The 23056-nt window shown below is 38.0% G+C and carries 18 protein-coding genes; 14 read left to right on the top strand and 4 right to left on the bottom strand.

Annotated features, from left to right (window positions below; all coding sequences use genetic code 11):
- Positions 1-166 precede the first annotated feature (166 nt).
- Together ACFRAK_RS09145 and ACFRAK_RS09140 are read right to left on the bottom strand one after the other, a co-directional pair.
- The gene (locus ACFRAK_RS09145) at positions 167-742 is read right to left on the bottom strand and encodes a DUF2238 domain-containing protein (RefSeq protein WP_387597423.1); all 576 of its coding nucleotides are present in this window, start codon (positions 740-742) and stop codon (positions 167-169) included.
- Positions 743-762: 20 nt separating this feature from the next.
- Complete coding sequence (locus ACFRAK_RS09140) at positions 763-1332, bottom strand: DUF2238 domain-containing protein (protein WP_394571646.1); 570 nt, start codon at positions 1330-1332, stop codon at positions 763-765.
- Positions 1333-3289: 1957 nt separating this feature from the next.
- On the opposite strand from ACFRAK_RS09140, the gene ACFRAK_RS09135 reads away from it, so the two are divergent.
- The 6 genes from ACFRAK_RS09135 (at position 3290) to ACFRAK_RS09110 (ending at position 12683) form a co-directional block, all read left to right on the top strand.
- Positions 3290-4243, top strand: coding sequence for a 2-hydroxyacid dehydrogenase (locus ACFRAK_RS09135; RefSeq protein WP_387597418.1), 954 nt, complete (start codon positions 3290-3292; stop codon positions 4241-4243).
- Between the two features lie 23 nt (positions 4244-4266).
- On the top strand, positions 4267-5433 hold the full coding sequence (locus ACFRAK_RS09130) for a saccharopine dehydrogenase family protein (protein ID WP_394571645.1): 1167 nt from the start codon (positions 4267-4269) through the stop codon (positions 5431-5433).
- Between the two features lie 460 nt (positions 5434-5893).
- Positions 5894-7261, top strand: a complete 1368-nt coding sequence (locus ACFRAK_RS09125; protein ID WP_349728119.1) for an MFS transporter — start codon at positions 5894-5896, stop codon at positions 7259-7261.
- A gap of 1156 nt (positions 7262-8417) precedes the next feature.
- Positions 8418-9134 (top strand): FadR/GntR family transcriptional regulator, encoded by a 717-nt coding sequence (locus ACFRAK_RS09120; protein ID WP_394571643.1) that lies wholly within the window; start codon positions 8418-8420, stop codon positions 9132-9134.
- A 1038-nt stretch (positions 9135-10172) separates the two neighbouring features.
- Entirely contained in the window at positions 10173-11366 is a 1194-nt protein-coding gene (locus ACFRAK_RS09115; RefSeq protein WP_387597410.1) for a M14 family zinc carboxypeptidase, read from the top strand.
- Between the two features lie 252 nt (positions 11367-11618).
- The gene (locus ACFRAK_RS09110) at positions 11619-12683 is read left to right on the top strand and encodes a M14 family zinc carboxypeptidase (RefSeq protein ID WP_387597407.1); all 1065 of its coding nucleotides are present in this window, start codon (positions 11619-11621) and stop codon (positions 12681-12683) included.
- Between the two features lie 186 nt (positions 12684-12869).
- On the opposite strand, the gene speB is transcribed toward ACFRAK_RS09110, so the two are convergent.
- On the bottom strand, positions 12870-13838 hold the full coding sequence (gene speB / locus ACFRAK_RS09105) for an agmatinase (protein ID WP_387597404.1): 969 nt from the start codon (positions 13836-13838) through the stop codon (positions 12870-12872).
- Between the two features lie 416 nt (positions 13839-14254).
- Between speB and ACFRAK_RS09100 the strand changes: the two genes are divergently transcribed.
- From ACFRAK_RS09100 to ACFRAK_RS09080, 5 genes are all read left to right on the top strand, one after another.
- Positions 14255-15601 carry an APC family permease gene (locus ACFRAK_RS09100; protein ID WP_387597401.1) on the top strand — a complete coding sequence of 449 codons (1347 nt, stop codon included), beginning with the start codon at positions 14255-14257 and terminating at the stop codon, positions 15599-15601.
- A gap of 106 nt (positions 15602-15707) precedes the next feature.
- A complete protein-coding gene (locus ACFRAK_RS09095) occupies positions 15708-15902 on the top strand; it encodes a hypothetical protein (protein ID WP_387707437.1) in 195 nt (64 codons plus the stop codon).
- Between the two features lie 249 nt (positions 15903-16151).
- Positions 16152-17429: a Glu/Leu/Phe/Val family dehydrogenase gene (locus ACFRAK_RS09090; RefSeq protein WP_387597398.1), complete on the top strand. Its 1278-nt coding sequence runs from the start codon at positions 16152-16154 to the stop codon at positions 17427-17429.
- Between the two features lie 34 nt (positions 17430-17463).
- Positions 17464-17754: an SAV0927 family protein gene (locus tag ACFRAK_RS09085; protein ID WP_387597395.1), complete on the top strand. Its 291-nt coding sequence runs from the start codon at positions 17464-17466 to the stop codon at positions 17752-17754.
- 17 nt (positions 17755-17771) lie between these two features.
- On the top strand, positions 17772-18020 hold the full coding sequence (locus ACFRAK_RS09080; protein WP_141993502.1) for a biotin/lipoyl attachment domain-containing protein: 249 nt from the start codon (positions 17772-17774) through the stop codon (positions 18018-18020).
- 76 nt (positions 18021-18096) lie between these two features.
- Here the strand turns inward: ACFRAK_RS09080 and ACFRAK_RS09075 are convergent, their stop codons facing one another.
- Positions 18097-18837, bottom strand: a complete 741-nt coding sequence (locus tag ACFRAK_RS09075) for an IclR family transcriptional regulator (protein WP_387597392.1) — start codon at positions 18835-18837, stop codon at positions 18097-18099.
- A gap of 175 nt (positions 18838-19012) precedes the next feature.
- On the opposite strand from ACFRAK_RS09075, the gene ACFRAK_RS09070 reads away from it, so the two are divergent.
- The 3 genes from ACFRAK_RS09070 (at position 19013) to ACFRAK_RS09060 (ending at position 23014) form a co-directional block, all read left to right on the top strand.
- On the top strand, positions 19013-19891 hold the full coding sequence (locus ACFRAK_RS09070; RefSeq protein ID WP_387598192.1) for a dimethylarginine dimethylaminohydrolase family protein: 879 nt from the start codon (positions 19013-19015) through the stop codon (positions 19889-19891).
- Entirely contained in the window at positions 19888-21504 is a 1617-nt protein-coding gene (locus ACFRAK_RS09065; protein WP_394571642.1) for a M20/M25/M40 family metallo-hydrolase, read from the top strand. Before ACFRAK_RS09070 ends, ACFRAK_RS09065 begins: the two co-directional genes overlap by 4 nt.
- A gap of 166 nt (positions 21505-21670) precedes the next feature.
- On the top strand, positions 21671-23014 hold the full coding sequence (locus ACFRAK_RS09060; RefSeq protein WP_387598190.1) for a YfcC family protein: 1344 nt from the start codon (positions 21671-21673) through the stop codon (positions 23012-23014).
- Positions 23015-23056: the final 42 nt, after the last annotated feature.

Here is a 23056-nt window from a genome sequence, read left to right as displayed (position 1 = left end):
CCCTTTTCGTTTTATATGGAATGAAATCTCATTAGATTGAAGAAATTTGCGGCACTCCTGCCGAATAACTGGCTAGCCGTGACCCCGCTACATGCTTACGGCGAGTTGTTTTGGCAGGCAGTCGGCGGAAAGGGAGCGGATTTCTGAAATCAACTGGAACGTTTTTTCATGTTTTCTTTAACTTAATCTTTGTCCGCACTCCGGCCCACACTGCAATGATAAGTCCCCCAATAGTATCCGCAATTAAATCTATCATTGTATCTTTATTCCCTCCGCCTTGTAGTGTCATCCCGAATAATTGATCAGAACTGAATTCGTAGATCTCCCATATGACACCACCAAGTGCTGAGAAAGAGAGGGTAAACAAAAAGACAAACCAAGGGGATATCTCTTTGCCTGCATTTCTGTATACCAGTCGTTCATATAAAGCAATACCCGTAAAAGCTAGAAGGGAACCGCTTAGTAAATGTAATAATGTGTCCCACCACCCCAGTCCATACCAACCTAAAATAGAACCTAAAAATTGTGAACCGAATAAGAAGATTAAATAGGAAATGATAATTGGCAGGTTGAATTGAAGCTTGGTAAATAAGGCCAGTAAAAGGGGAATTGCCCCACATACCACACCGCCTATCGAAACCAGTGATTTGAAAGTTTCATCGGCTGAATAGAAAAAAATAGATAAAGCAGCCATAAAAAGGACATACACTAAACTTAATGAAATAACTAGCTTACGATTCATATGATTACCTCAACAAATTATCATAATTTTATTTTTTGTACACTAGAATAAATGGAAATAAGAAGACCACCAGTAAGACCGAAAATTAGATCGTACATAGTATCTTTATTACCGCCTCGCTGCATGGTTTGAGTAAAAGTCAGGTCTCCTGAGAACTCATAGATTTCCCAAAGAACAGAGGCAGTGACTGAAAGCGAGAGAACAAATAGAAAGATGACCCACCTTGAAATATCTTTTCTCGCCGATTGAGGGATGTATAGTTTATAAAGAGCAATCCCAACAAAACCTACGAGGATACCTTTATAAAAGTGAAGGGTAGAGTCCCACCACTTAAAATCCACATAAAAATTTGCGATTGAACCTAAAAATGTCGTACAGAAAACAAAAATATAATAACCAATAATGATCGGAATGTTAAAGGGATTATGTTTAACAAATAATAATGAAATGGGCAAGGCACTTACCAATATTCCCCCAAGAGCTACCATCCATCGGGAAGAATCATCTTTAATGAGGTAAAAGATGAGTAAAACAGTCATAAATACTACAAAGACTAAACTAAGAATAATGATTATTTTATGTTTCACCATACCACCCCATTCATAACATTCATTGGATCATATCCTATTGTATTCAACCCAAATTCAACCGTGAATATGGATTTTATATCGAAGTTCTAGCATATATTTATGATGATTTTTTATGCCGCCAACTCGCATTATTTTAATCATTTTGGCTACCTAAGCGTTTATGGGCTTAATAGTGGCCCAAAAACCAAGATATCCAGAATTAAAATGATTCCTCTGATCAATGTCAGTATAAAAAGCTTTTTCTCCTTCTATTCTTTTAGTGAACTTTGAAGGGGAAATCATTAAAAAATTTAATGATTTTGGTGAAACCTTCCAATGTTAGCTAGGTGTTTTGTATATTACTTGAGGAATGAAAGAATTTTTTAAATTAGTAAGTTATATTAAAACAGATATGTAGAAAATTTCCAGCGTTCGTGTAACAGTTTCAATACCAAAGCGAACGTTCAAGACAACACTACAGCTAACAAAATCAGCTAAAGAAGAAGGGGAATGTAAAATAACCGTTCCAACTAAATACAAATGATTAAATGTTGAAGCGTTCAGGCATTCACCTTTTTGCTTTCTTAATACATCTTATTTTTGGCCATTCATGTTCAAGTTATTCATATAGTTAAATTAATTTGAATCGTCACTGTCATCATTGGTGCTAAAATACCCATTATCAACGGTTTAAAGTTCTCCAAAAATAACAGATAATCATCTCTTCACTTAATAGAGTTGGAGCGTTTGAGACGATGCTGAAGACTGGGGAAATTTTTATTGCCGAGGAAACGGGGTTTGATCGCAATACAGTCAGTAAATATATAAAGGAAAATCAAGTACTTCAATCAACTATGTGAAAGGGGGAGAGTAAATTCGGAACATTTAAGAGCCTTATGCTCTGCAAAGAATTCAAGAAGGAACGACAAATAGTATGGTCCTTTTTGAAGAAATTCAGACTTTGGGTTATGAGGGGAAAACAACGATTCATTGAGAATTTGTTAAACCCTTATCGGGCTCAGCCGAAAAACAAGCTACAGTAAGATTTGAAACTCCACCGGGAAAGCAAGCTCAGATGGATTGGGCGGAAGTAGGAATGTATGAGGTGAATGGAAAGTTCCAAAAATTGTATTCATTCATCGTGGTTTTAAGTTATTCCAAATGAAAAATGTGGAGTTTCCAACGGATATGAAATTAGAAACACTGATGAATTGCCATATGAATGCCTTTCCCTGCTTTAAATGGGCTGCCGGAACAGATTCTCTACTGCAATATGAAAACAGTCGTATCGTCCTCTAATAAATCATTTATTGAATGGGAAAAGTAGACCGGTATTGACAAGGCACAGTAGTAAAGGATTAAAAGCTCTTGTCAAAGCCAATTCTATGACTACTTTTTATATTTAACTTTTGTCTTTGTAAATAATATGCCTGCGTTACAAATTGGTTTCATTTCTATTAATATGCTTTCTAGTCGATTGCCCTATTGGATTGTTAAATTCCCCTCCATGTTCTAATGATTTCTCCTTCCTTGAAAAATAGCATCTTCACGATGCAGCCCCAGCGACTTCTCGTTTTTGTATCAAATATGCTTCCCTATATTAATAACTAGCGGGTAGTTCAAAGGGAAATATTATGTTAATTATATTAGTTGATTAAAAATTTAAAATATTTTGACTAATGTAAATTTCTGTTATATAATAATGGTATTCCATGGTCAGACCAACCTTAATGTAAACGCTATCATTTTAAATTTCCACCTTGAGAGGGGTTGATATATTAAAGAAAACGGGAAAGTCCATTTTTTCACCTATTCAGGTTTCCCTTCTAACCTATGATGTAAAACAAGAAGAAAAGGATATTGTACTATATCTAAAAAGAAAGCCTGAAAACATAGTACTTAAAGACTGCCATTTCAGTTATATCTGCTAATTAAAGTTTCCTAAATTAATAGAGAAATTGGTAAGGGGGTGATAAAGGTGTTAATAGTATATCCAGATGCAGATCCGCAATTTAAAAAATTACTAACGGATGAACTTCTCGATCCATTACAACAATTTGCCGAAATTCGTGTTTATGAAGGAAGACCTGAAACTCAAGAAGAGTTTGTAAACAGGGTAAAGGATGCCGATGGGATACTTCTGGGATGGTCAATACCGAATGAAGTTATTGCTAAATGCCCTAAATTGAAAATCATTTCATTTACCGGGATTGGTGCTTCTAATTTCATTGATTTGAAATTTGCAGCGTCTCGAGGTATTACAGTTACAAATACCCCTGGATATGCAGATAATTCAGTTGCAGAACATGCATTAGCATTAATGTTTTCGCTAGCAAAAAATATTAACCGGAATCACCAAAATGTAACAAGAGGGATTTGGGATCAGTCCAATATGATCATGGAGATAAAGGGAAAAACAATCGGTTTGATTGGATTGGGTGGAATAGGGCAGAAAATGGCTGAATTATGTAAGGTACTTGGCATGAATGTCATTTGTTGGACTTTTAACCCAAATAAAGAAAGAGCCCTAAAATTAGGTGTAACATTTACTAGCTTAGAAATGCTTCTAGAACAATCAGATTTTGTTTCACTTCATCTGCCGTTAACGGAACAAACGAGGAAACTATTAGGCGAAAGGGAACTTTCACTGATGAAACGAGAGTCATATCTAATTAACACATCAAGAGCAGAATTAATCGATACAATTTCATTAGTTGAATTTCTTTCTTCATCACGAATTGCAGGCGCTGGTATTGATGTTTTTGATGAAGAACCTATTTTGGAAAATAACCCTCTGCTATCAATATCAAATGTAGTTCTTAGTCCGCATATTGCATTTAATACACCCGAGGCTTCAAAAGAAATTTTTATTATAGCAATAAATAATCTAGTTCAATTTTTTAATGGAATCAATCAAAATGTTGTTATTTAATTTATTAAGAGAGGGGAATTAAGATGAAAATTATAGTTATTGGTGGAGCAGGAATCCAAGCATTAGGGACAATTTATGATTTGTTAGAAAATGATGAAGTTACAGAGGTTATGGTTGCTGACATTTTAATTGAAAAAGCAGAAGAAAGAGCTAAGCAAATCGGAGATCCACGTTTAACAGCCAAGCAGATTAATGTCCTTAACGAAGAAGAAACTGCCAATGTCATTAAAGACTTTGATGTTATTATCAATAGCGGTCCAGCTTTTCTATGTCCAAATGTAACCAGGGCAGCATTAAAGGCGGGAGTCAATTATGTAGACCTTGGTGCTTGGCCAAAAGAAACTGCAGAACAACTTGAATTGACAGAAGAATTTGAGGCAAACGGGATCACAGCCGTCCTTGGAATGGGAAGTGGCCCTGGAATTTCAAATATGATGGCATTAGCTGGGGTAGAACAGTTAGATACAGTATCTGATATTGATATTACAATTGCCATGAAGGATTTTACAGAATACTCTTCTCCGTTAGTTACACCATATATGCTAGATACTATTATCGACGAGTATACTTTAAATCCGGTTATTGTGAAAGATGGTGAAATAACTAAAATTGATCCACTTATTTCAAGGCCCGTTGAATTTAAGGAACCGATTGGCCTTGCAAATCCTGTATATACAATTCATCCTGAACCCGTTACACTCTATGATTCATTTAAAGACCAGGGTTGTAAAAATACTACCTTCAGCATTGCTCTTCCAAGGGAGTTCCATGAGAAAGTGGAGTTTTTAGTTCAGCTTGGATTTGGTAGTAAGGAACCTATTAATATGGGTGGGGTTGAGGTATCTCCAAGGCAAGCATTACTAACTGTTGCTAATCAACTAATACAACCAAAAGTGGATAAAGATCAGTATAGTGTAACTCGTGTTGACGTAACAGGTGAAAAAAATGGTCGGAAAGAGAAAGTTGTAGTTGAGGTTTATGTTGGGAGTGAAAAGAAATGGAATATTCCTGCTGGAGCATTGAAAACATCTGTACCTCCTTCCATTGTGGCTCAAATGCTTGCAAAGGGCCAAGTTAAACGAAAAGGTGTGTATCCTCCGGAAAAATGTATTGAAACGGCTACATTCTTTAAAGAATTAGCGTTAAGAGGTATGGAAGTATACTCGAATAAGGTTGAACATACTTTGTAAATAGAAAATATTAAATACAACATGGTTCTATTACGTTTTTACGATATTAGTAAAAATGAGTTACCGGGAGATAACGTATTTAATTTGATGTACTGAAAATCGCTTTGCTTTGCTTTGGTTCAATATCATTGGAAATAATTATATGTGGGTGCTCAGTTTGGTATTTTACCAATAATTCGTTGATATTTTATGGGTTTTCGTTAAAAATGCGATTTTGTTTGTCAATTTAATAACGAAAATCCTTCATCCAGTAAAGCATTACTTTTCCTTCTTAGTTCTTCATAATGTATTTCTAAATTATACAAGCTATTGAGAGTGTTGTAATTCTTGACAATTTGCAAAATTCATTTTAACCATCTTTCATCCAGGCAGATTTTTGAAAAATGGGAACAAAAAAGAAATGAAGCGCAAATTATTATGAAGAAAAAAAGAAACCTTTTAATCAAAGGGGGAAATAGTAATGTCAACCAAAGCGCGTAATATTGTTGATGATTCACCATTAACGAAATTCCACATGAAATTAACAATATTTACAGCAGGTGGTCCTTTTCTTGATGGTTATATACTTAGCATCGTTGCAATGGCTTTAATCCCATTAAATCAATCATTTGAGATCAATGGTTTATGGAACGGGCTACTGGGGTCTTCTGCTTTAATTGGAATATTCATTGGTGGAATAATATTCGGCTATCTAACGGATAGGATTGGCCGAGAAAGCATGTATCGTTTGGATCTAATAGCATTTCTTGTTTTATCCATACTTCAAATATTTGCAACAAATGTCGAACAGCTATTCATTATCCGAGTGTTGTTAGGTATAGCCATAGGGGCTGATTATCCAATTGCCACCTCGTTGTTAACGGAATTTGCACCTAAGAAATATCGAGGGAAAATGATCGGATTCCTTACTATATCTTGGTATTTGGGTGCAACTGTCGCTTACTTTGCAGGCTACTTTTTATTAAACTTAGGACCGGATGCTTGGAAATGGATGTTAGGATCAAGTGCTATACCTACATTAATTGTTATATTTATGCGTTTAAATACTCCTGAATCACCAAGATGGCTTTTAAGCAAAGGACAGAAAGAAAAGGCATTACGAATCATGAAAAATATCTATGGGGAATCCACGACACTAGAAGATATTCCTTCAGGGCCAGTTCAAAAACCAAGTCTCATGAAACTCTTTTCGCCCGCCTATCGAAAACGTACGATTTTTGTCATGCTATTCTGGAATTTTCAATTAATCCCGATGTTTGCGATTTATACATTTGCACCAACTTTGTTAGAAACCTTTAATTTAAATAAGGGGGATTTGTCCCATATTGGATCGGCATTAATTTCATTCATGTTTTTAATTGGGTGTACGGTCTCTATGTTCTTTATTGATCGCATTGGACGGAGATCTCTCTGTATCGGGGGCTTCTTTTTTACCACAATCGCCCTGCTAGGTCTGGGGTTAGCACCTGAAGCAAGCGGTTGGATCATCGTTAGTTTATTCTTTATGTATGCATTTTTCGCAGGAGCTCCTGCTATTCTTGAATGGGCTTATCCAAATGAACTATTCCCGACAGAAATTAGAGGAACTGCAGTTGGCTTTGCTACAACAGTAACCAGAATCGGTGCCTCAGTCGGAACATTCGGTTTACCAATTGCTTTAGCAACATATGGAGTTGGACCCACGATGCTATTGGCAGCAGGATTGAACGTTATCGGATTACTGGTATCCGTCTTTATGGCACCTGAAACAAAGAACCTTAGCTTAGAAGAAGCGAGCCATGATGAAGCGAGCAAAATGGATGAAAAAGAGGATGTATCAAACTATTAAAAGAAACGTAACTTTAAAAAAATTTTGAAAGTAAAAAATGAAAAATGAAGTTACATGGCAGACTATAAAAGAAGTCTGCTTTCTCTATTTTTATAAAGATAGATTAACACTTTATCATTATTCAAAAAAATTAGGAGTCTTCTTAACATAGTAGCCATACAAAGCTATTTTATAAGTTTAGGATGACTCCTTTTTATATGAAAATTTTGATTCGGAATGATACTCCCTAAAAGGGGGGAATCCTGGTTGTAAAGCACTAACTAAAGCGGCATTCGTTACCGTGATATGTTCAAGTTCTATTAAAAGGAGTACGTTATAACCCTCCCACTTTGGCTTTTTGCTAAAATAAGTAATTATTAATAATAAAACCAATGTTACAACCAACGTGCGAAAGTGGTCCAGATTGGTGACATCTACGAAAAGATAGAGGTTCCAGAAATAAAATTACCTGCCCAAAAATAGTTGGCCAGTAAATAAAAAGGGCACCTTTTTTATATTTAGTATAAAAAACTCAGACAAGCTTCCCTGTATCAATATAACTAATACTCCTATTATTGTGATGACCAACAACAATTGAGATACTCCTCTTTATGTAAGGATGTGATACTTGTGAGGAATATTAGAGTTGGATCTGCCTAATCAGTGGCAAAATAATTGGAATTAGCTATATGATTATTTTCCCGTGTGCATTTTCTTATTTATTACGGAATGTATCAGTTTGAGAAATCGGAATCGGACTAAATGAGTCAGGAGAGTTTCTTTTGATTTTAATTTCTACCTTTACTGCAATTTCTTGCTTTTTTTATTGGTGGGTGAAATAACGAATGAGCAAATATTTGGCGGCTTATTTGTGCTTTTGGTGTTTATTTAACTGCAGGAATACTTGATCAGAGGATTAAAATGATCAAGGAAAACAAGCAAATATAATATAAAAGTTATTTCATAAAAAAATCTAGAAATAGTTTGAATAATATGAAATACTTTGAAATATCACTAGATGTCTCGTATAATAATTGGGAATAACTCCCTGGTCTGGCCGGAAGTTGAATTTGTTTATAGCTAAAAACTATAGAAAGATATTTTATTAAGAGAGTAAAAGGGGGTACTGAAAATTAAACTAAGTAAAGAGTCTCCAGTAAAGTCGTACGTAAAAATAATGGAGGAAATTAGACACTTAATTCTTGAAGGTGGGTTATCACCAGGAGATAGATTGCTATCTGAACGCGAATTGTCTACACAGTTAAAGGTTAGCCGGACAGTAATAAGAGAAGCTTTAAAGTCATTAGAAATGCTTGGCATGGTTGAAGTGAAGGCTGGTGGTACCTTTATTAAGGAACCTGAGTTGAAAGGGATATATCATACCCTATCCTATACAATGGCTTTGGATAGTGTCACTATATTTGATTTGTTAGAAACTAGGAAAATCATTGAGGTTCAAGCAATAAAATTAGCATCAATCCGGAGAACAAGTAATGACCTGGCGATCATATCTGAAATATTAGAAGAAATGAAAAAGGCATTCATTGAAAATGATTTTCAGAAGAGTGTAGCTGCAGATCATAAATTTCATTCTTATATAGTAAAGTCCAGTCAAAATAAGGTTCTCTCAATAATGATGGAAGCGGCATCTGATTTATTTAGAGAGGTCTTATTTATCACAAGAGAAAAATTAGGTCAATACAGTGGAATGGATAAGGCAATTTATGCCCAACATTTTTCAATCTTTAAAGCAATTAAAGATCAAGATGCTGAATATGCAGAGAAAATCATGACAGAACACTTAGATTCATTAGAAAGTGAATTGAAAATGATTTTCCAAGGTATCGAACCAGAACTTCCAAGAATAGATGAAGATGATTTAGATGATCTTTAAATCTTTATAAATAATTCTAATTTTGTGCATTTTATAATATGCATTTTTACTGCTACTACCTTTCTGACCCGGTTGAGAATCATTGGGTAAGCAAGGAACGGGAAATTTTACTTTTAGATATTCCTAGCGGAAAGAAGAAATAAAGGGTGATAATTCTTGGCCAATCTTATTTAAGCATGTCAGAATTTGAACTTTTTTATGTAGCAATTGGAACTATGTTTACTATCTTGACATTTTAGTCTAGTAGCCGAAAAACAGTCATAAACTTTCTTGAATGATCAGATAAAAATAATAGCAATTAATCTTAGAAAGAGTAACCTAAATGGTTACTCTTTTTTTGGGAACATTAGGGAGTTGGGCGTTAAAAAGACGAACTTTAATGAAGCAATACGAAAGTAGTTTAAAATTAGTACTACTTACTAAAAGAAGAAACTCATCAAAAAAGTATTCGGGAGAAAAATTATATTGTATAAATGGAATTTTTATTAATACCTATGGATTCTTCAACCACTAAGACTCTTTTCCATTACATCTGCGTATAATTTTTGTTATAAAGTAAAACTATGTTTGATCAAACATATCGTGTGAATCAGCGTTTTACGGCTTACAAAAAAACCAAAGCATTCATTTTAAGCAAACTTTATTAATAACGGTTCAACTTTTTTATAAAGTTGCAAACATTATTGAAAAGCTACATTCATAACCCTTATTCAAAACTTCAAACTTTCATGGGCAGGATATTTTAGGTGCAAAAAAGGCTATACGTCATAGGGGAGTATAAGAAGCGAAAATAAAATATAGTATAGCCGACTTTTTTTGAATTTATTGATGAGTATCAAGGCGTTGAAATCATTCCAATGTAATATATTCAGCACCCTGTTCTTTTGCCCAATTTTGTATATAACTGAGCAGGCTATATCCAAGGCCACTAGGCCGATCATTAAAATCCATAATACGACATCAAATTCCAACATATTTCTACTTTGCCCTTTTGTATAATGAGATAGAATAATATTTTTAGGGAGTGATTGTTGTAATATGAAAAACAGGAAAATTGTTTCAACTCTAGGAGTTGCCGTTTTATCGGCGAGTATTGCGGTACCAACATTTGCAGCTAATGAAACGTCCCCAGGAACACCCATTCAACAAACTTATTCGGTTTCAGGTTTTACAGATCATGCTGAATTAGGGAAAAAGCTAAAACAAATTGCGAGTGCTAGCCAAGGTAAGGTGAAAGTGGATATAGCTGGATATTCCAATAGAAATAGAGAAATCTATAAAGCAACCGTGGGAACAGGTGACAAAGTCGTTTTAATTCAAAGTGAGATTCATGGAAATGAGAAAACTGGTACGGATGCCATCTTGAATGTCTTGAAATTTTTGGGGACCAATTCTCCTGAAGCGGAGAAAATTCGTAAAGAAATTACCTTGGTGGCTTTGCCTAAAATGAATCCGGATGGTGCTGAATTGAACCGCCGGGGAAATGATATGACCTGGTCAGAGGTCGTGGAACAGTTTCCACAGTTAGCAGGAGTGAATCCATCTTGGAACTATTATACATACAAAAATGAATCATTCGATTATGAGTCCAATCCTGGTTTCGATGTCAATCGTGACTTTAATCCTGATTTAAATTATACTCCTCAAGCTAAAGACTTCCCTGGAAAATCATCCACCCCTGGTTGGTTCATAACACCTGAATCACAAACGACGCGTGATGTTTACAAGTCTCTCCTGAAGCAATATGGAAAGGTGGAGGTTTTTGTGGACTTGCACCACCAAGCTCCCTATTATGAAATTGATGGAACGGATGATCTAGTCACATACTCGCTTTCCGCTCAATTTGTTCCTGATCCTAGCTCGCCTTCAGGACAAGAGTATGCCAAATATGCAAAAAACTATAATTATGATTTTTCCAGACAATTGAATGTAGCGGTATATAATGCTATGAAAGAACAAGGTAATTCTCCATATGGAAATATATCATTATATCCGCAAAACCAAAATCTTCCTGGGACGGCTTTAGGAGCCTTTGCTTTAAACGGAAGTGGGACAGTGCTCTTTGAAGTTAGAGGCCAGACACAGTCTTTTGGCCAAAAGAAAAAAGGCATGCTTATTAAAGCAGTGGAAAGAGGGTTATATGGAATAATTGATGGAGTTACTGATGGCTCAGTATATAAAATCAATCCGGAACAATACAAGTCAATTCCACTGACAGAGGGCAGGCAATAATAAAAATTGATAGTTTCATCAACTTAGTAACCAGACGGGTACCCGCCTGGTTTTTCTTCCTGATCGGTTACGGCAAACAGAAAATGCCTTTTTGAATATCGCGTTAGTAGAAGTAATTCCTTTCAAGTTATATGGTGCAGAAGAAAATGATTTGAAACATAGTTATTTTTCACTATTAACATAAAGTGTTAAAGATGTCAGAATATTAATAATAGTTACTTTTTTGTAATTAAATTTTAAGGAGGGTTTTTATTGAATTTTAAAAAGAAAGTCCTATCAGTTTCATTATCTAGTTTAATGACATTAAGCGCAGTTACAGCTGTTGCGCTGCCAGTCGGAGCGGTTGGAAATGGTCCCAGTGCTGGAAATGGTCAAGTGACAACTTCAAAACTTCATACATATGAAAGCCTGGTAAGCTATCTTAAAACGCAGGATGCTAAACAAGAAAGGCTAGCATTGGAAGTAATCGGCGAAACGGTAAAAGGGAGGGATATTTACTTAGCGAAATACATTTCAAATCCTAAGAATCCTACTATACTATTTTTAACCCAACAGCACGGAAATGAACAACTGACTACTGAAGGTGCACTCGAATTCATTAAACATCTAGGCACGAATAAGACTAAAGGTTTATTGGAAAATGTTAATATACTGATCATTCCCATGTTAAATGCAGATGGGGCAATGGGAGATGTTAATTTCCCTCTTGATGACTATTTAGCAAAAGGAGATCGACATTTAACACGGGCGAATGCAAATGGGATAGACTTAAACCGTGAGCATGATAAAAAAACTGATTCCATGCAAGTGGAGGTAAAGGCTTTACACGAAAATGTATTTGCGAAATACGATATAGATTACATGATAGATCTACATCATCAGGGAACGTTAAGCGAAACAGATGGTGAACTTGTTTCAGGTTCAATTCTTTATCCTACTAACGCTAACGTAAAGCCTGAGGTATTAGAAGCGTCAAAAAAACTGGGTGCTGTTGTATATAACTCCATTGAACCAACTGGTTGGGGGCATATTGGTAAGTATGATGGCGGTTCTGGAGAAAATATTGGCCGTAATGGTGCAGCCGTTCGTTATGATATTGCCACACTGCTCTTTGAGATGCGAGGTATGTCGGACCACAATATCGAGTCAGTGGCGCTTGGACAAAAAAGTAATGGCTATTTAATAAAGCAAACAATAACCACTTTGGATGCAGCTGTCAGAGCTATCGCCGATGGTTCAATAGAAACTGTTGATTCTAGCTTTTGGAATACCCTGCCAACACAATCCAATCGTCCTGAGTCAGAATCGGACGAATAAAATGATGACACATCCCATTCTTTTAGAGGGGATGTGTTTTTTTATTTTTTCCCACACCGATAGCTCGAACTTGTTTTTCAGTTTATAGAAATGATTTATAAAGGATGCAGGACAGAATAAAAGATGATATAGAAAAAAAGGCATCTGAACTACATGCAGATGCCTTTTCAACGAAACTGTTTGCTTCTATAAACTTTTTTCGGCTGAATTTTCCTCGTTTTGTTCTTCTTTTAGCTGTAAGGCTACTAAACTGGCAAAGTCATGTATTATGGTGGCTGCCAATAGTGATGTAATTTGTGTTGGATCGTATGGCGGGAGGACTTCCACCAGGTCAAATCCAATAAAGTTGAATCCTTGCAGAGAGCGTATCATCTCTAGGGTTTCAAAGCTATTTAGACCGCCGACCTCCAAGGTGCCAGTTCCAGGAGCACATGATGGATCTACAAAATCAATATCAAAGGTCAAGAAACATGGTGTATCCCCTATGGTTTTCTTGACTTCCTTCACGACATCTTCGATTCCTCTTTTCTTCAGTTCAGGCGTAGTTATCACATTGTAACCTAGATCTGTACTTGAATCTATATCTCCTGGATGATTGAGCGTACCTCTGATGCCAATCTGGAAAACTTTATCCGTTTGGAGCAAGCCTTCCTCATATGCACGGATAAACGGGGAACCATGCCAGTATTTTTCATCATAATAAGTATCCCAGGTATCTGTATGTGAATCAAAATGAAGAAGAGCAACAGGACCGTGTATTTTGGCGGCAGCTCTTAGATTAGCCAATGTTACTGAATGATCACCTCCGATGCCTATTGGAATGATACCGTTTTTCATCAAGTCTGCCATAGCCTTTTCAATTAACTCATAGCTTCGATGTATATTATGGGGAATCACCGAAACGTCCCCAATATCAATTGCATTACATTCGTCAAACGGAAATACCTTGTGAATCGGATGATAAGGAAACAACGTCATGGATGCCTGGCGGACTGCCTGCGGAGCAAACCGGGCTCCTACCCTGAATGAAGCAGCTGTATCAAAAGGCATGCCTACCACTGCCAATTTGGCATTTTCTCTTGTAGAAGGTAAGCGCATAAATGATCCGGTGGTACAAAACTCTGGTTTAACATCAGGGGATAAAGGATATTTCATAGTTCTATTCCTCCATTTTCTTATAACGATAATAGTTTTGAAACTCATATAAATGAATTCCTATGGATGATTAATTATGCAATTATCATGCCAGGGTCACAGTAAGTGATTTAATGAGGATTTTTACGCATATCATTTGCTTGCGTTATGCAAAGGCGAATAATTTATGGGGAATTGAATCGCCGATGAAGAGATGCTCCAAGACTTCATTTCTTTAAATCAATCATGTGCCGGTAAGAATACAGGAATTAAGTAGCGTTTTTGGCGTTTTTCGTTTGTCGAGTAAACCGAAATTATGTGGCACAGTATTTGCATTAAGGTATACAGGTAAAACTTTTAAAAGAGGGAGGCATGAAGATTTATCTATTTAAGAAATGGACCACTGATTTGAAAGCGGTTTCAAGGAGGAATGATAGGTGGAAAATGAGGTTACATTGAAAAGATCACTGAAATTATGGCAAATCGTTATGATGGGGTTAGCATATATGACCCCCATGGTCGTATTTGATACATTTGGAATTGTATCTGGGATTACGGGCGGCCATGTGCCGACTGCCTATATCTTTGCATTGGTGGGGATGCTTTTTACAGCTGCAAGCTATGGAAAACTTGTAAAGGTTTTTCCTGCTGCAGGTTCTGCATATACTTATACGCAAAAGGCCATAAATCCGCATTTAGGATTCCTGGTGGGATGGTCTTCGTTGTTAGACTATTTGTTTTTACCTATGGTCAATGCATTGTTGACCAAAATTTATCTCACAGCATTATTTCCAGGGGTTCCTACATGGATTTGGGTAGTATTATTCGTAGCAATCGTCACCATTCTCAATCTCCGGAGTGTCAATGTACTTGCTAACTTTAATGCGCTTTTTGTTTTAATTCAGATTGCCATCATGGCAGTGTTCATCATTCTTGTTGTCAAAGGTTTAAATGATGGAGAAGGTACAGGAGAAGTGTTTACGATAAAGCCTTTCGTAAATGAAGGAATGGAAGTTTCGGCAATAATAACCGGGGCCACGATCCTTTGTTTTTCCTTTTTGGGATTCGATGCGGTAACGACACTATCTGAGGAAACGCCAGATCCGAAAAAAACGATTCCAAAAGCGATATTTTTAACTGCACTTTGGGGTGGAATCATCTTCATTACCGCATCTTTCTTTATTCAGCTCTTTTTTCCGGATATATCCCGTTTTAAGGAACCGGATGCTGCATTACCGGAAATCGCCCTTTATGTAGGTGGGAAGCTATTCCAATCCATTTTTCTTTGTACGACTTTCGTCAATACGCTAGCCTCGGGACTAGCATCGCATGCCAGCGTTTCCCGTCTTTTGTATGTTATGGGACGTGATAAAGTGTTTCCGGAAAAATGGATTGGGTTTATTCACCCTAAGTGGAAGACTCCAGCCATTAATGTACTCATAGTTGGAGTCATTTCCTTGTCTGCTTTATTCTTCGATTTAGTGACAGCGACTTCACTGATCAACTTTGGTGCATTAATGGCATTTACCTTTGTAAACCTTTCAGTGATCAGCCATTTTATCATTCGGGAAAAGAAACATCGAACGATAAAGGGGTGTATTCAATACTTAATAATGCCTTTAATTGGAGCTATAGCAATTGGCATTCTTTGGATCAACCTTGAGATAAGTTCCTTAATAATGGGAATAAGTTGGTTCATTATTGGTTTTTGTTATCTATTATATATCACAAAGGCATTTCGGAAGGCTCCGCCTCAATACCATGTTGAAGAAATTCAGCTTTGAGACTTTGCTAGTAAAAACTGATCCGATAAGCCAAAAAGGTTTTGGAATAGTTTCATTCCAAAACCTTTTTGGTTTTTTATTTGAATGAAGCATGTATGGAGAATAGTTGACCACGGCCCCTTGCCAAGTCCAGGTGGCCTTCTTCTTTACATTCATCGCAGCAATCAACAATATTTTACGTCTCCTTGTTGTCCGGATTGAAAGCATTCCGAACCTCCAGGGGAGACCAGCAGGGCAAAGCGAAGAGGGCGGACCGCCCGCGGGTGCCTGGAGGCAACGTTCAAATTGTACAATCCCTTAAATGACTGTAGACAAATTTGATTGTCACCGACTGACACATCTTAATAAGGATGCGTTTTTTTATGTATTTAATCATCGCTGTTTACATATGCAAACCTGAATTGATTATGAATTCATACATATTTCCTGATGATGGTATGTGTGATAGTGATGATTGCAAATGGCGGTATATGGCTATCCCACATGATATCTTCAAAGCTGGCATGAAAGTTGCTTAAGTAAGATATAAGAATAAAAGTGAGGTGCTAAAATGACAGGGGAAATTAAGGTGATTGAAAAACTGCAATTGGATAATCCATTGCAAGAATTCCAGGATATCTTAGAAGAAGCGATTCATGTTTTGGGCTATCCAGATCAGGTTTTTGATTTTTTGAAAGTACCAATGCGTTTTCTGGAAGTCAGTATTCCTATTCAAATGGATAATGGGGAGACAAGGATGTTTCAAGGGTATCGGGCTCAACATAATGATGCAGCCGGTCCAACGAAAGGGGGGATTCGGTTTCACCCGGATGTCACTCCTGAAGAAGTAAAGGCATTGGCCGGATGGATGAGCTTGAAATGCGGAATAACTGATCTTCCATATGGAGGGGCAAAAGGTGGCATTGTGTGTGATCCCAGACAGATGAGTTCATCTGAGCTAGAACGATTAAGCAGGGGGTATGTCAGGGCAGTAAGTCAAATAGTGGGCCCTACAAAAGATATTCCGGCGCCTGATATGTATACGAATTCACAAATCATGGCCTGGATGCTGGATGAATACGATCACATCAGGGAATTCGATTCACCCGGATTCATTACGGGAAAGCCTCTGAGATTAGGAGGATCGAAGGGCAGGGAAAAGGCCACTTCCAAGGGAGTATTGTACACACTTCAAATGATATGTGATTTAAGGGGGATTCCTATTGAAGGCATGCGGGTAATCATTCAGGGGTTCGGGAATGTTGGCAGTCATTTAGCGTTGTATTTACATGAAATGGGGGCTAAGGTTGTCGGAATTGCGGATGAGCTTGGAGGCTTATATAATCCGGATGGCTTGGATATTCCTTACCTTTTGGAGAACAGGGACTCTTTTGGGGTCGTTACGAACTTATACAAAGATTCATTATCCAATCAAGAATTGTTGGAAAAAGAGTGTGATGTGCTGATTCCAGCAGCTATTAGCGGAGTGGTGAATAATGAAAATGCAAAACGATTAAAATGTGAAATCCTGATCGAAGCGGCAAATGGGCCGACAACAAAGGAAGCGATCAAGATTCTCGATGATAAAGGTATAGTGCTAGTCCCGGATATTTTGGCGAATTCAGGAGGGGTGATAGTCTCTTATTTTGAATGGTGCCAGAACAACCAAGGTTATTACTGGACGGAAGAGCTTGTGGATGAACGATTGAAGGAAAAGATAACGGCCAGCTTTTTGAATGTCTACCATACTTCACAAAAATATTCCGTGAACATGAAAGTGGCTGCATATATTGAAGGGATTCGCAAAATAGCAGAAGCATCCCAGCTTCGAGGTTGGGTCAGGTTCTGAGCGAATTAGGGTTTACAAGAAAGGAGGCAATCCGTTGAATTTTGACATTCTTTCCGAAAATAAAGAAAACCAGGCTATTCATCATTATTGCTTATTGTCACAAGATTATAGATATGATGTGACCATTGTATATTCGGCCCAGTTTTTCGGTAAAGCAATGGTCACTTCCATGCAAAGCGGAAGAATGATCCTGCTTTGTGCCAATGATATTAATTTAGATCAATACTGGGCTCCGGCCCTTGGGATTGAACAAGAAGATATACATGAGTTCCAAAACTTTCTCAAGTTGGTATTACAAACCCCATTTCATTTAGAAGAATACTGAAGGAAGGAATGATGTAAATGTACGTTGATGTGATTCTTAGCCCATGTGAAGGCAGGATTGAAAAAATTTCAATATCCAAAAATTCGAGATTTTACGAATGGGAACAATTATTTCAGATTAAGAAGGCAGATGGACGTGTGGAAATCATAGATATTGGTGTCAGCGGGAAAATAGAATCATTGGAGGTATTGGAGGGTGAACCAGTCGTGGCCGGCGAGGTACTCGCCTATTTTAAAGAAGATTTATTTGTGACCGGCAGCGATTAATATAAAAACGAAAAAGAAGATGAAATGACTCATCTTCTTTTTCGGCTTATCCGATAATCCTTCACTGTTCTCTTATTCATATTCCCCTATACCCCAATTTTGCAGAAACCCGATCGCCAGTTTCCATAACATTCTTAATGAGGAAATCAAGTCTTTCATCTGTCAGGTTAAAGCTGACAAAACCTATGCTCACTGCACCGTGAACTTCCCCAAAATGGTTCAGTATCGGCACGGCAACAGAACATGTTCCCTCTGTTCTCTCACTGTGGCTGATTCCATGTCCCTTCATTTTAGTTTCTTGCAATATATCCCAAAAAGCTGCTTTTTCTTGAATTGGCACAAGAGCATCCACGATTTTTTTGGCTTGATTATATGGCATATAGGCAAGCATCACTTTATTGGCAGCCCCAATATGCATAGGTACTCTTGAGCCAAGCTGGTCATAAACCCGGATTTGGCTTTTTTCACTGTCGATTCGTTCGATAACGAGTGATTCCATTCCTATTGGCTGGCTAAGATAGACGCTTTCCTCGACTTCGTTCATCAGCCTTTCCAGTTCAGGCCTTATTTGGCTGATGTAATCCATTTTGTCATACATACGTAAACCATATTCGAGCCAAATATTCCCTAAACCATATTGTTTGGATTGCCCGTCTTGTTGGATTAATCCATGCAAGGACATCGCTTTTAACAAACGATGCATGGAGCTGACAGGAAGATCACATTCTTGGGAAAGTTCCGTAATTGACAGCCAGTTTTCCGATGAATTGGAAACCAGCACCTTTATAACGTTCATGGCACGGTCGATCGATTGCATAAACAAACCACCTATCTTTCATTACAAGTTGAACAAAACCTTAAGTTATTTGAAAATTTAAAACATATTGACATTATACCAAAGTTGATTTTATAATAAAAGAAAAATTCCTATTAGCGGAAACGTTTTCCACTATGCGGAAAAGGAGGGGGAGGCAGTGACATATTGTTCGTCCATGTACAATCCATTGGAACGTGTCATTGTAAAACATCCGAAAGAAGCATTTATTAGTCAAGAGCATTTAAGCCAAGCATGGCGGAACTTCAATTATGCGGAAGAGCCAGATTTCAACGAAGCATTAAAAGAGTATGGTGACTTTATTTCCATTTTGGAGAAATATGTTCCAAACATCGATTATTTGCCAGCATCTTCGGTGGTCGGCATTGACTCCTTATATGCTCATGATCCGGTCAAATTCACTAGCCAAGGAGCCATTATTTTAAAGTCCGGGAAAGAATTGAGACAGCCTGAAGCTAATGTATACAAAGAATTTTGTAGGGAAAAGAACATCCCGATTATTGGGTATTTAACGGGTGATGCGGTTGCGGATGGCGGTGATATCGTTTGGCTTGATGATAAGACCCTAGTTGTCGGACATGGTTATCGTACAAACGCTGAAGCCATTCGGCAATTAAAAGAAATGACCGCTCATCTTGTGGATGAATTCATCGTAGTTCAGCTTCCGCATGATCAAGGAGAGGGAGAGTGTCTCCATCTTATGTCTTTAATCAGTATGGTCGACCAGGATTTAGCAGTTGTTCACTCCCGACTTATGCCTGTCTTTTTCAGAAATATGCTGATTGAACGAGGCATACAGCTTATCGAAGTGCCAGTTGATGAGTACTTGACCTTGGGCTGTAATGTTCTTGCCATTGCTCCGCGGGTTTGCGTGATATCTTCTGGTAACGCTTACACAAAACAAAAGCTTATTGATGCGGGAGCAACGGTTTATGAATACAAAGGAACTGAGATCAGTTTCAAAGGCACAGGCGGTCCAACTTGTTTAACCTGCCCGGTGGTGCGTACAAATATCAATGAAGGGGGATTGGAATGAGTCGATTACTATGGGGTACTCCAGAAACGCTCCGTGCTTTGTTATGTGAACTTGTTAGCTGGGATAGCCGTACTCTTACACAAGGAGAACAATTGTTTCCGTATAAAGTGCAAGAGAAGTTGAGGGAGCTTGATTATTTTAAAAGGAATCCGGCGCACTTATCGCTTCACGAGGCTGATTTAGGGAGGAATTTTGTCAATGCCTTTTATAAACATCCTGATAGCAAGGAGACTGTTGTATTAATTAGCCATTTTGATACGGTTCATACTGAAGAATACGGTGATCTTGAGACTCTTGCATTTCAGCCAGAGGAGCTCACGAAAAAACTTCATGACAGGAAAGGTGAACTGCCGGAAGAAGCGCGCATTGATCTTGAATCAGGAAAGTACTTGTTTGGCAGAGGAACGATGGATATGAAAATGGGTCTTGCCCTTCATATGGCTATCATCGAAAAGGCAAGCATCGAACAATGGCCGATCAATCTCCTGCTGTTAACGGTTCCTGATGAAGAAGTGAATTCCGCGGGAATGAGGGCTGCAGTTAAAGAACTTGTGACTTTACGTGATAAATATGGCCTTTCCTATAAAATGTTTTTTAATAGTGAACCGTCTTTTTCACAGAAACCGGGCGATAATAGACATTATATTTATTCAGGAACTTTGGGGAAAATCATGCCCGCTGCACTTTTTTATGGGAAAGAAACTCATGTAGGTGAGCCATTAAAGGGCATGACAGCTAACTATATAGCCTCTTTCCTCACGCAGCTTATGGAGTGGAACACTCTTTTTCAAGAAAGTGATCTTGGTGAGGAAACACCTTTACCGGTATCGCTTCTGCAAAAAGATCTAAAACTACAATATTCAACACAGACACCTTATCGGGCAGCCGCGCTTTATAATGTGTTCATTATGAAAAGGACAGCTGCAGAAATAATGGACCTATTCGAACAGGTTGCTAACGAAGCAGCGATGAAATGCAATGAATCTTATAAAGGGCTTTGCCTTCGTGAACAAATTGAAGGTGTAGGTGAAGTACAAGTATTGCGTTACGAAAAGTTACTTTCATATGCCGAGGGCAAATTTGGCGGGAGTTTTGTTGAGCAAATAAAGAGTGAAGTTAAAGGAAACATGGAATTGGATGAGCGGGAAAAATCAGTGCGGATCGTTGAAAAATTGATGATACAATGTCAGGAGCTTTCACCCGCCATTGTATTGCTGTTCGCACCGCCATATTATCCAGCCGTCAATACGTCCGATGATCCGCTTATCATGGAATCTGTGAAATTAATGAAGGAAACTGCGAGCATGCTTGGTGAGGAAGTCAGCCAAATTCATTATTTTAATGGCCTTTGCGATTTAAGCTATGTTCATTATAATGATGAGTCTGATGGCTGGACAGCTTTTGAAAAAAATACACCAGTCTGGGGCGATACTTACAGCATTCCTTTCGCGGATATGCAAAAACTTCAGGCACCCGTACTTAATGTGGGTCCTTTCGGCAAGGATGCCCACCAGCGTACAGAGCGCCTTCACATCGATAGCGCCTTCGTCCATACGCCCGTCATGCTGGAGAAGTTAATTAAGAATATGTTTAAGTGTTTGGTTGAGAAGTGATGGTCCGTCAGGAGAACTGGAATAAAAGTATATAACTTTAACTGGGGGAATTTAAATGAATGACCTGCCTAATGGTCAAATCACTTCCGAGCCGATTAGTCAGAAAAATAAGCCGCTTAACCAACTGACGGAGCTACCGGAAAAAGGGATTAATCCTTTTGTATTAATGTTTATCGTAATTGTAATCGTGACGGTTTTAACCTATATCTTACCCGCGGGCCAATATGAAAGAATTGAAAAGGATGGCCGAAGTGTAGTTGATCCCACTTCTTTTGAATTCGTTGAATCAACACCAGTGGGATTATTGGAAATGTTCAGCAGCATTCACGCAGGGATGATTGAAGGAGCGTCAATTATCTTGTTCGTCTTTTTGTTTGGCGGAGCACTGGGAATCATGCAGGCAACAGGAGCACTGGATTCTTTCATTAAGTTTGTGGCTGTCCGATTCGGAAAAAAAGAGAGATTGCTTATTCCGTTGATGGTATTAATCTTCGCATCATTAGGGACACTGATCGGCTCTGCTGAAGATTCATTAGTTTATATCGCAATCATTGTTCCGATGACGATTGCATTGGGCTTTGATGCCCTTACAGGCTTTGCGATCGTCATCCTTGGAACATTGGCGACTGGATTCATCTCGGGCATTACGAACCCTTTTAATGTAGGGGTTGCCCAAAGCATTGCAGAACTGCCCATGTATTCGGGAATGGGATTGCGGATCGCTCTTCTTGCAGTGTTTTATGTCGTTACAGTATTGTACATCTATTTCCATGCAATGAAGGTTAAAAGAGATCCTGAACAGGGGGAGTATGGGAAATTCAGGCGTGAAGAACATGCACATCTTGATAAAAATTTTAGGATGAGTAAAAGACATAGCGCTGCTTTAATTATTTTATTGGTGAATTTCATCCTATTAGTATATGGAGTTATTAAATTAGGATGGTATATAAGTGAAATTGGCGGCTTGTTTTTATTAAGCGGGATCATAATGGGCCTGATTGGTGGCTTGACTCCATCCAAGATGGCTAATGGTTTTATTTCAGGAGCGGGCGAAATGGTTTCCGGGGCATTGATAATAGGCATTGCGCAGACAATCTTGGTCATCATTACAAGTGGCGGAATGCTGGATACGATTTTATATTATGCTGCGGGATTGGTTGAGCAGCTTCCTCCCGCCATAAATGCAATCGGAATGTTCATTGTCCAATTGTTTCTTAACTTCATTGTTCCATCCGGAAGTGGACAAGCAGCATTGACGATGCCGATAATGGCTCCATTGGCGGATTTGATGGGTGTGACAAGACAAACGGCAGTGTTAGCTTTCCAATTAGGGGATGGGATTTCGAATATGATATTTCCGACTTCTGGAGTGCTATTGGCTGGACTGGCAGTGGCAGGCATATCTTTTACGAAATGGGTAAAATGGGTGTTTCCGTATCTTTTGATTCAGGTTGCGGTAGCAATTATCTTTTTGATCATTGCTCAAAGCATACAGTATGGCCCTTTTTAAAGACTTTAAAAATCTGAATATTGGCACTAAATGATCAGGGAG

Source organism: Peribacillus sp. NPDC056705, assembly GCF_043656335.1.
The sequence above is the reverse complement of the archived record's forward strand: the minus strand, read 5'-3'. Positions and strand labels throughout refer to the sequence as shown.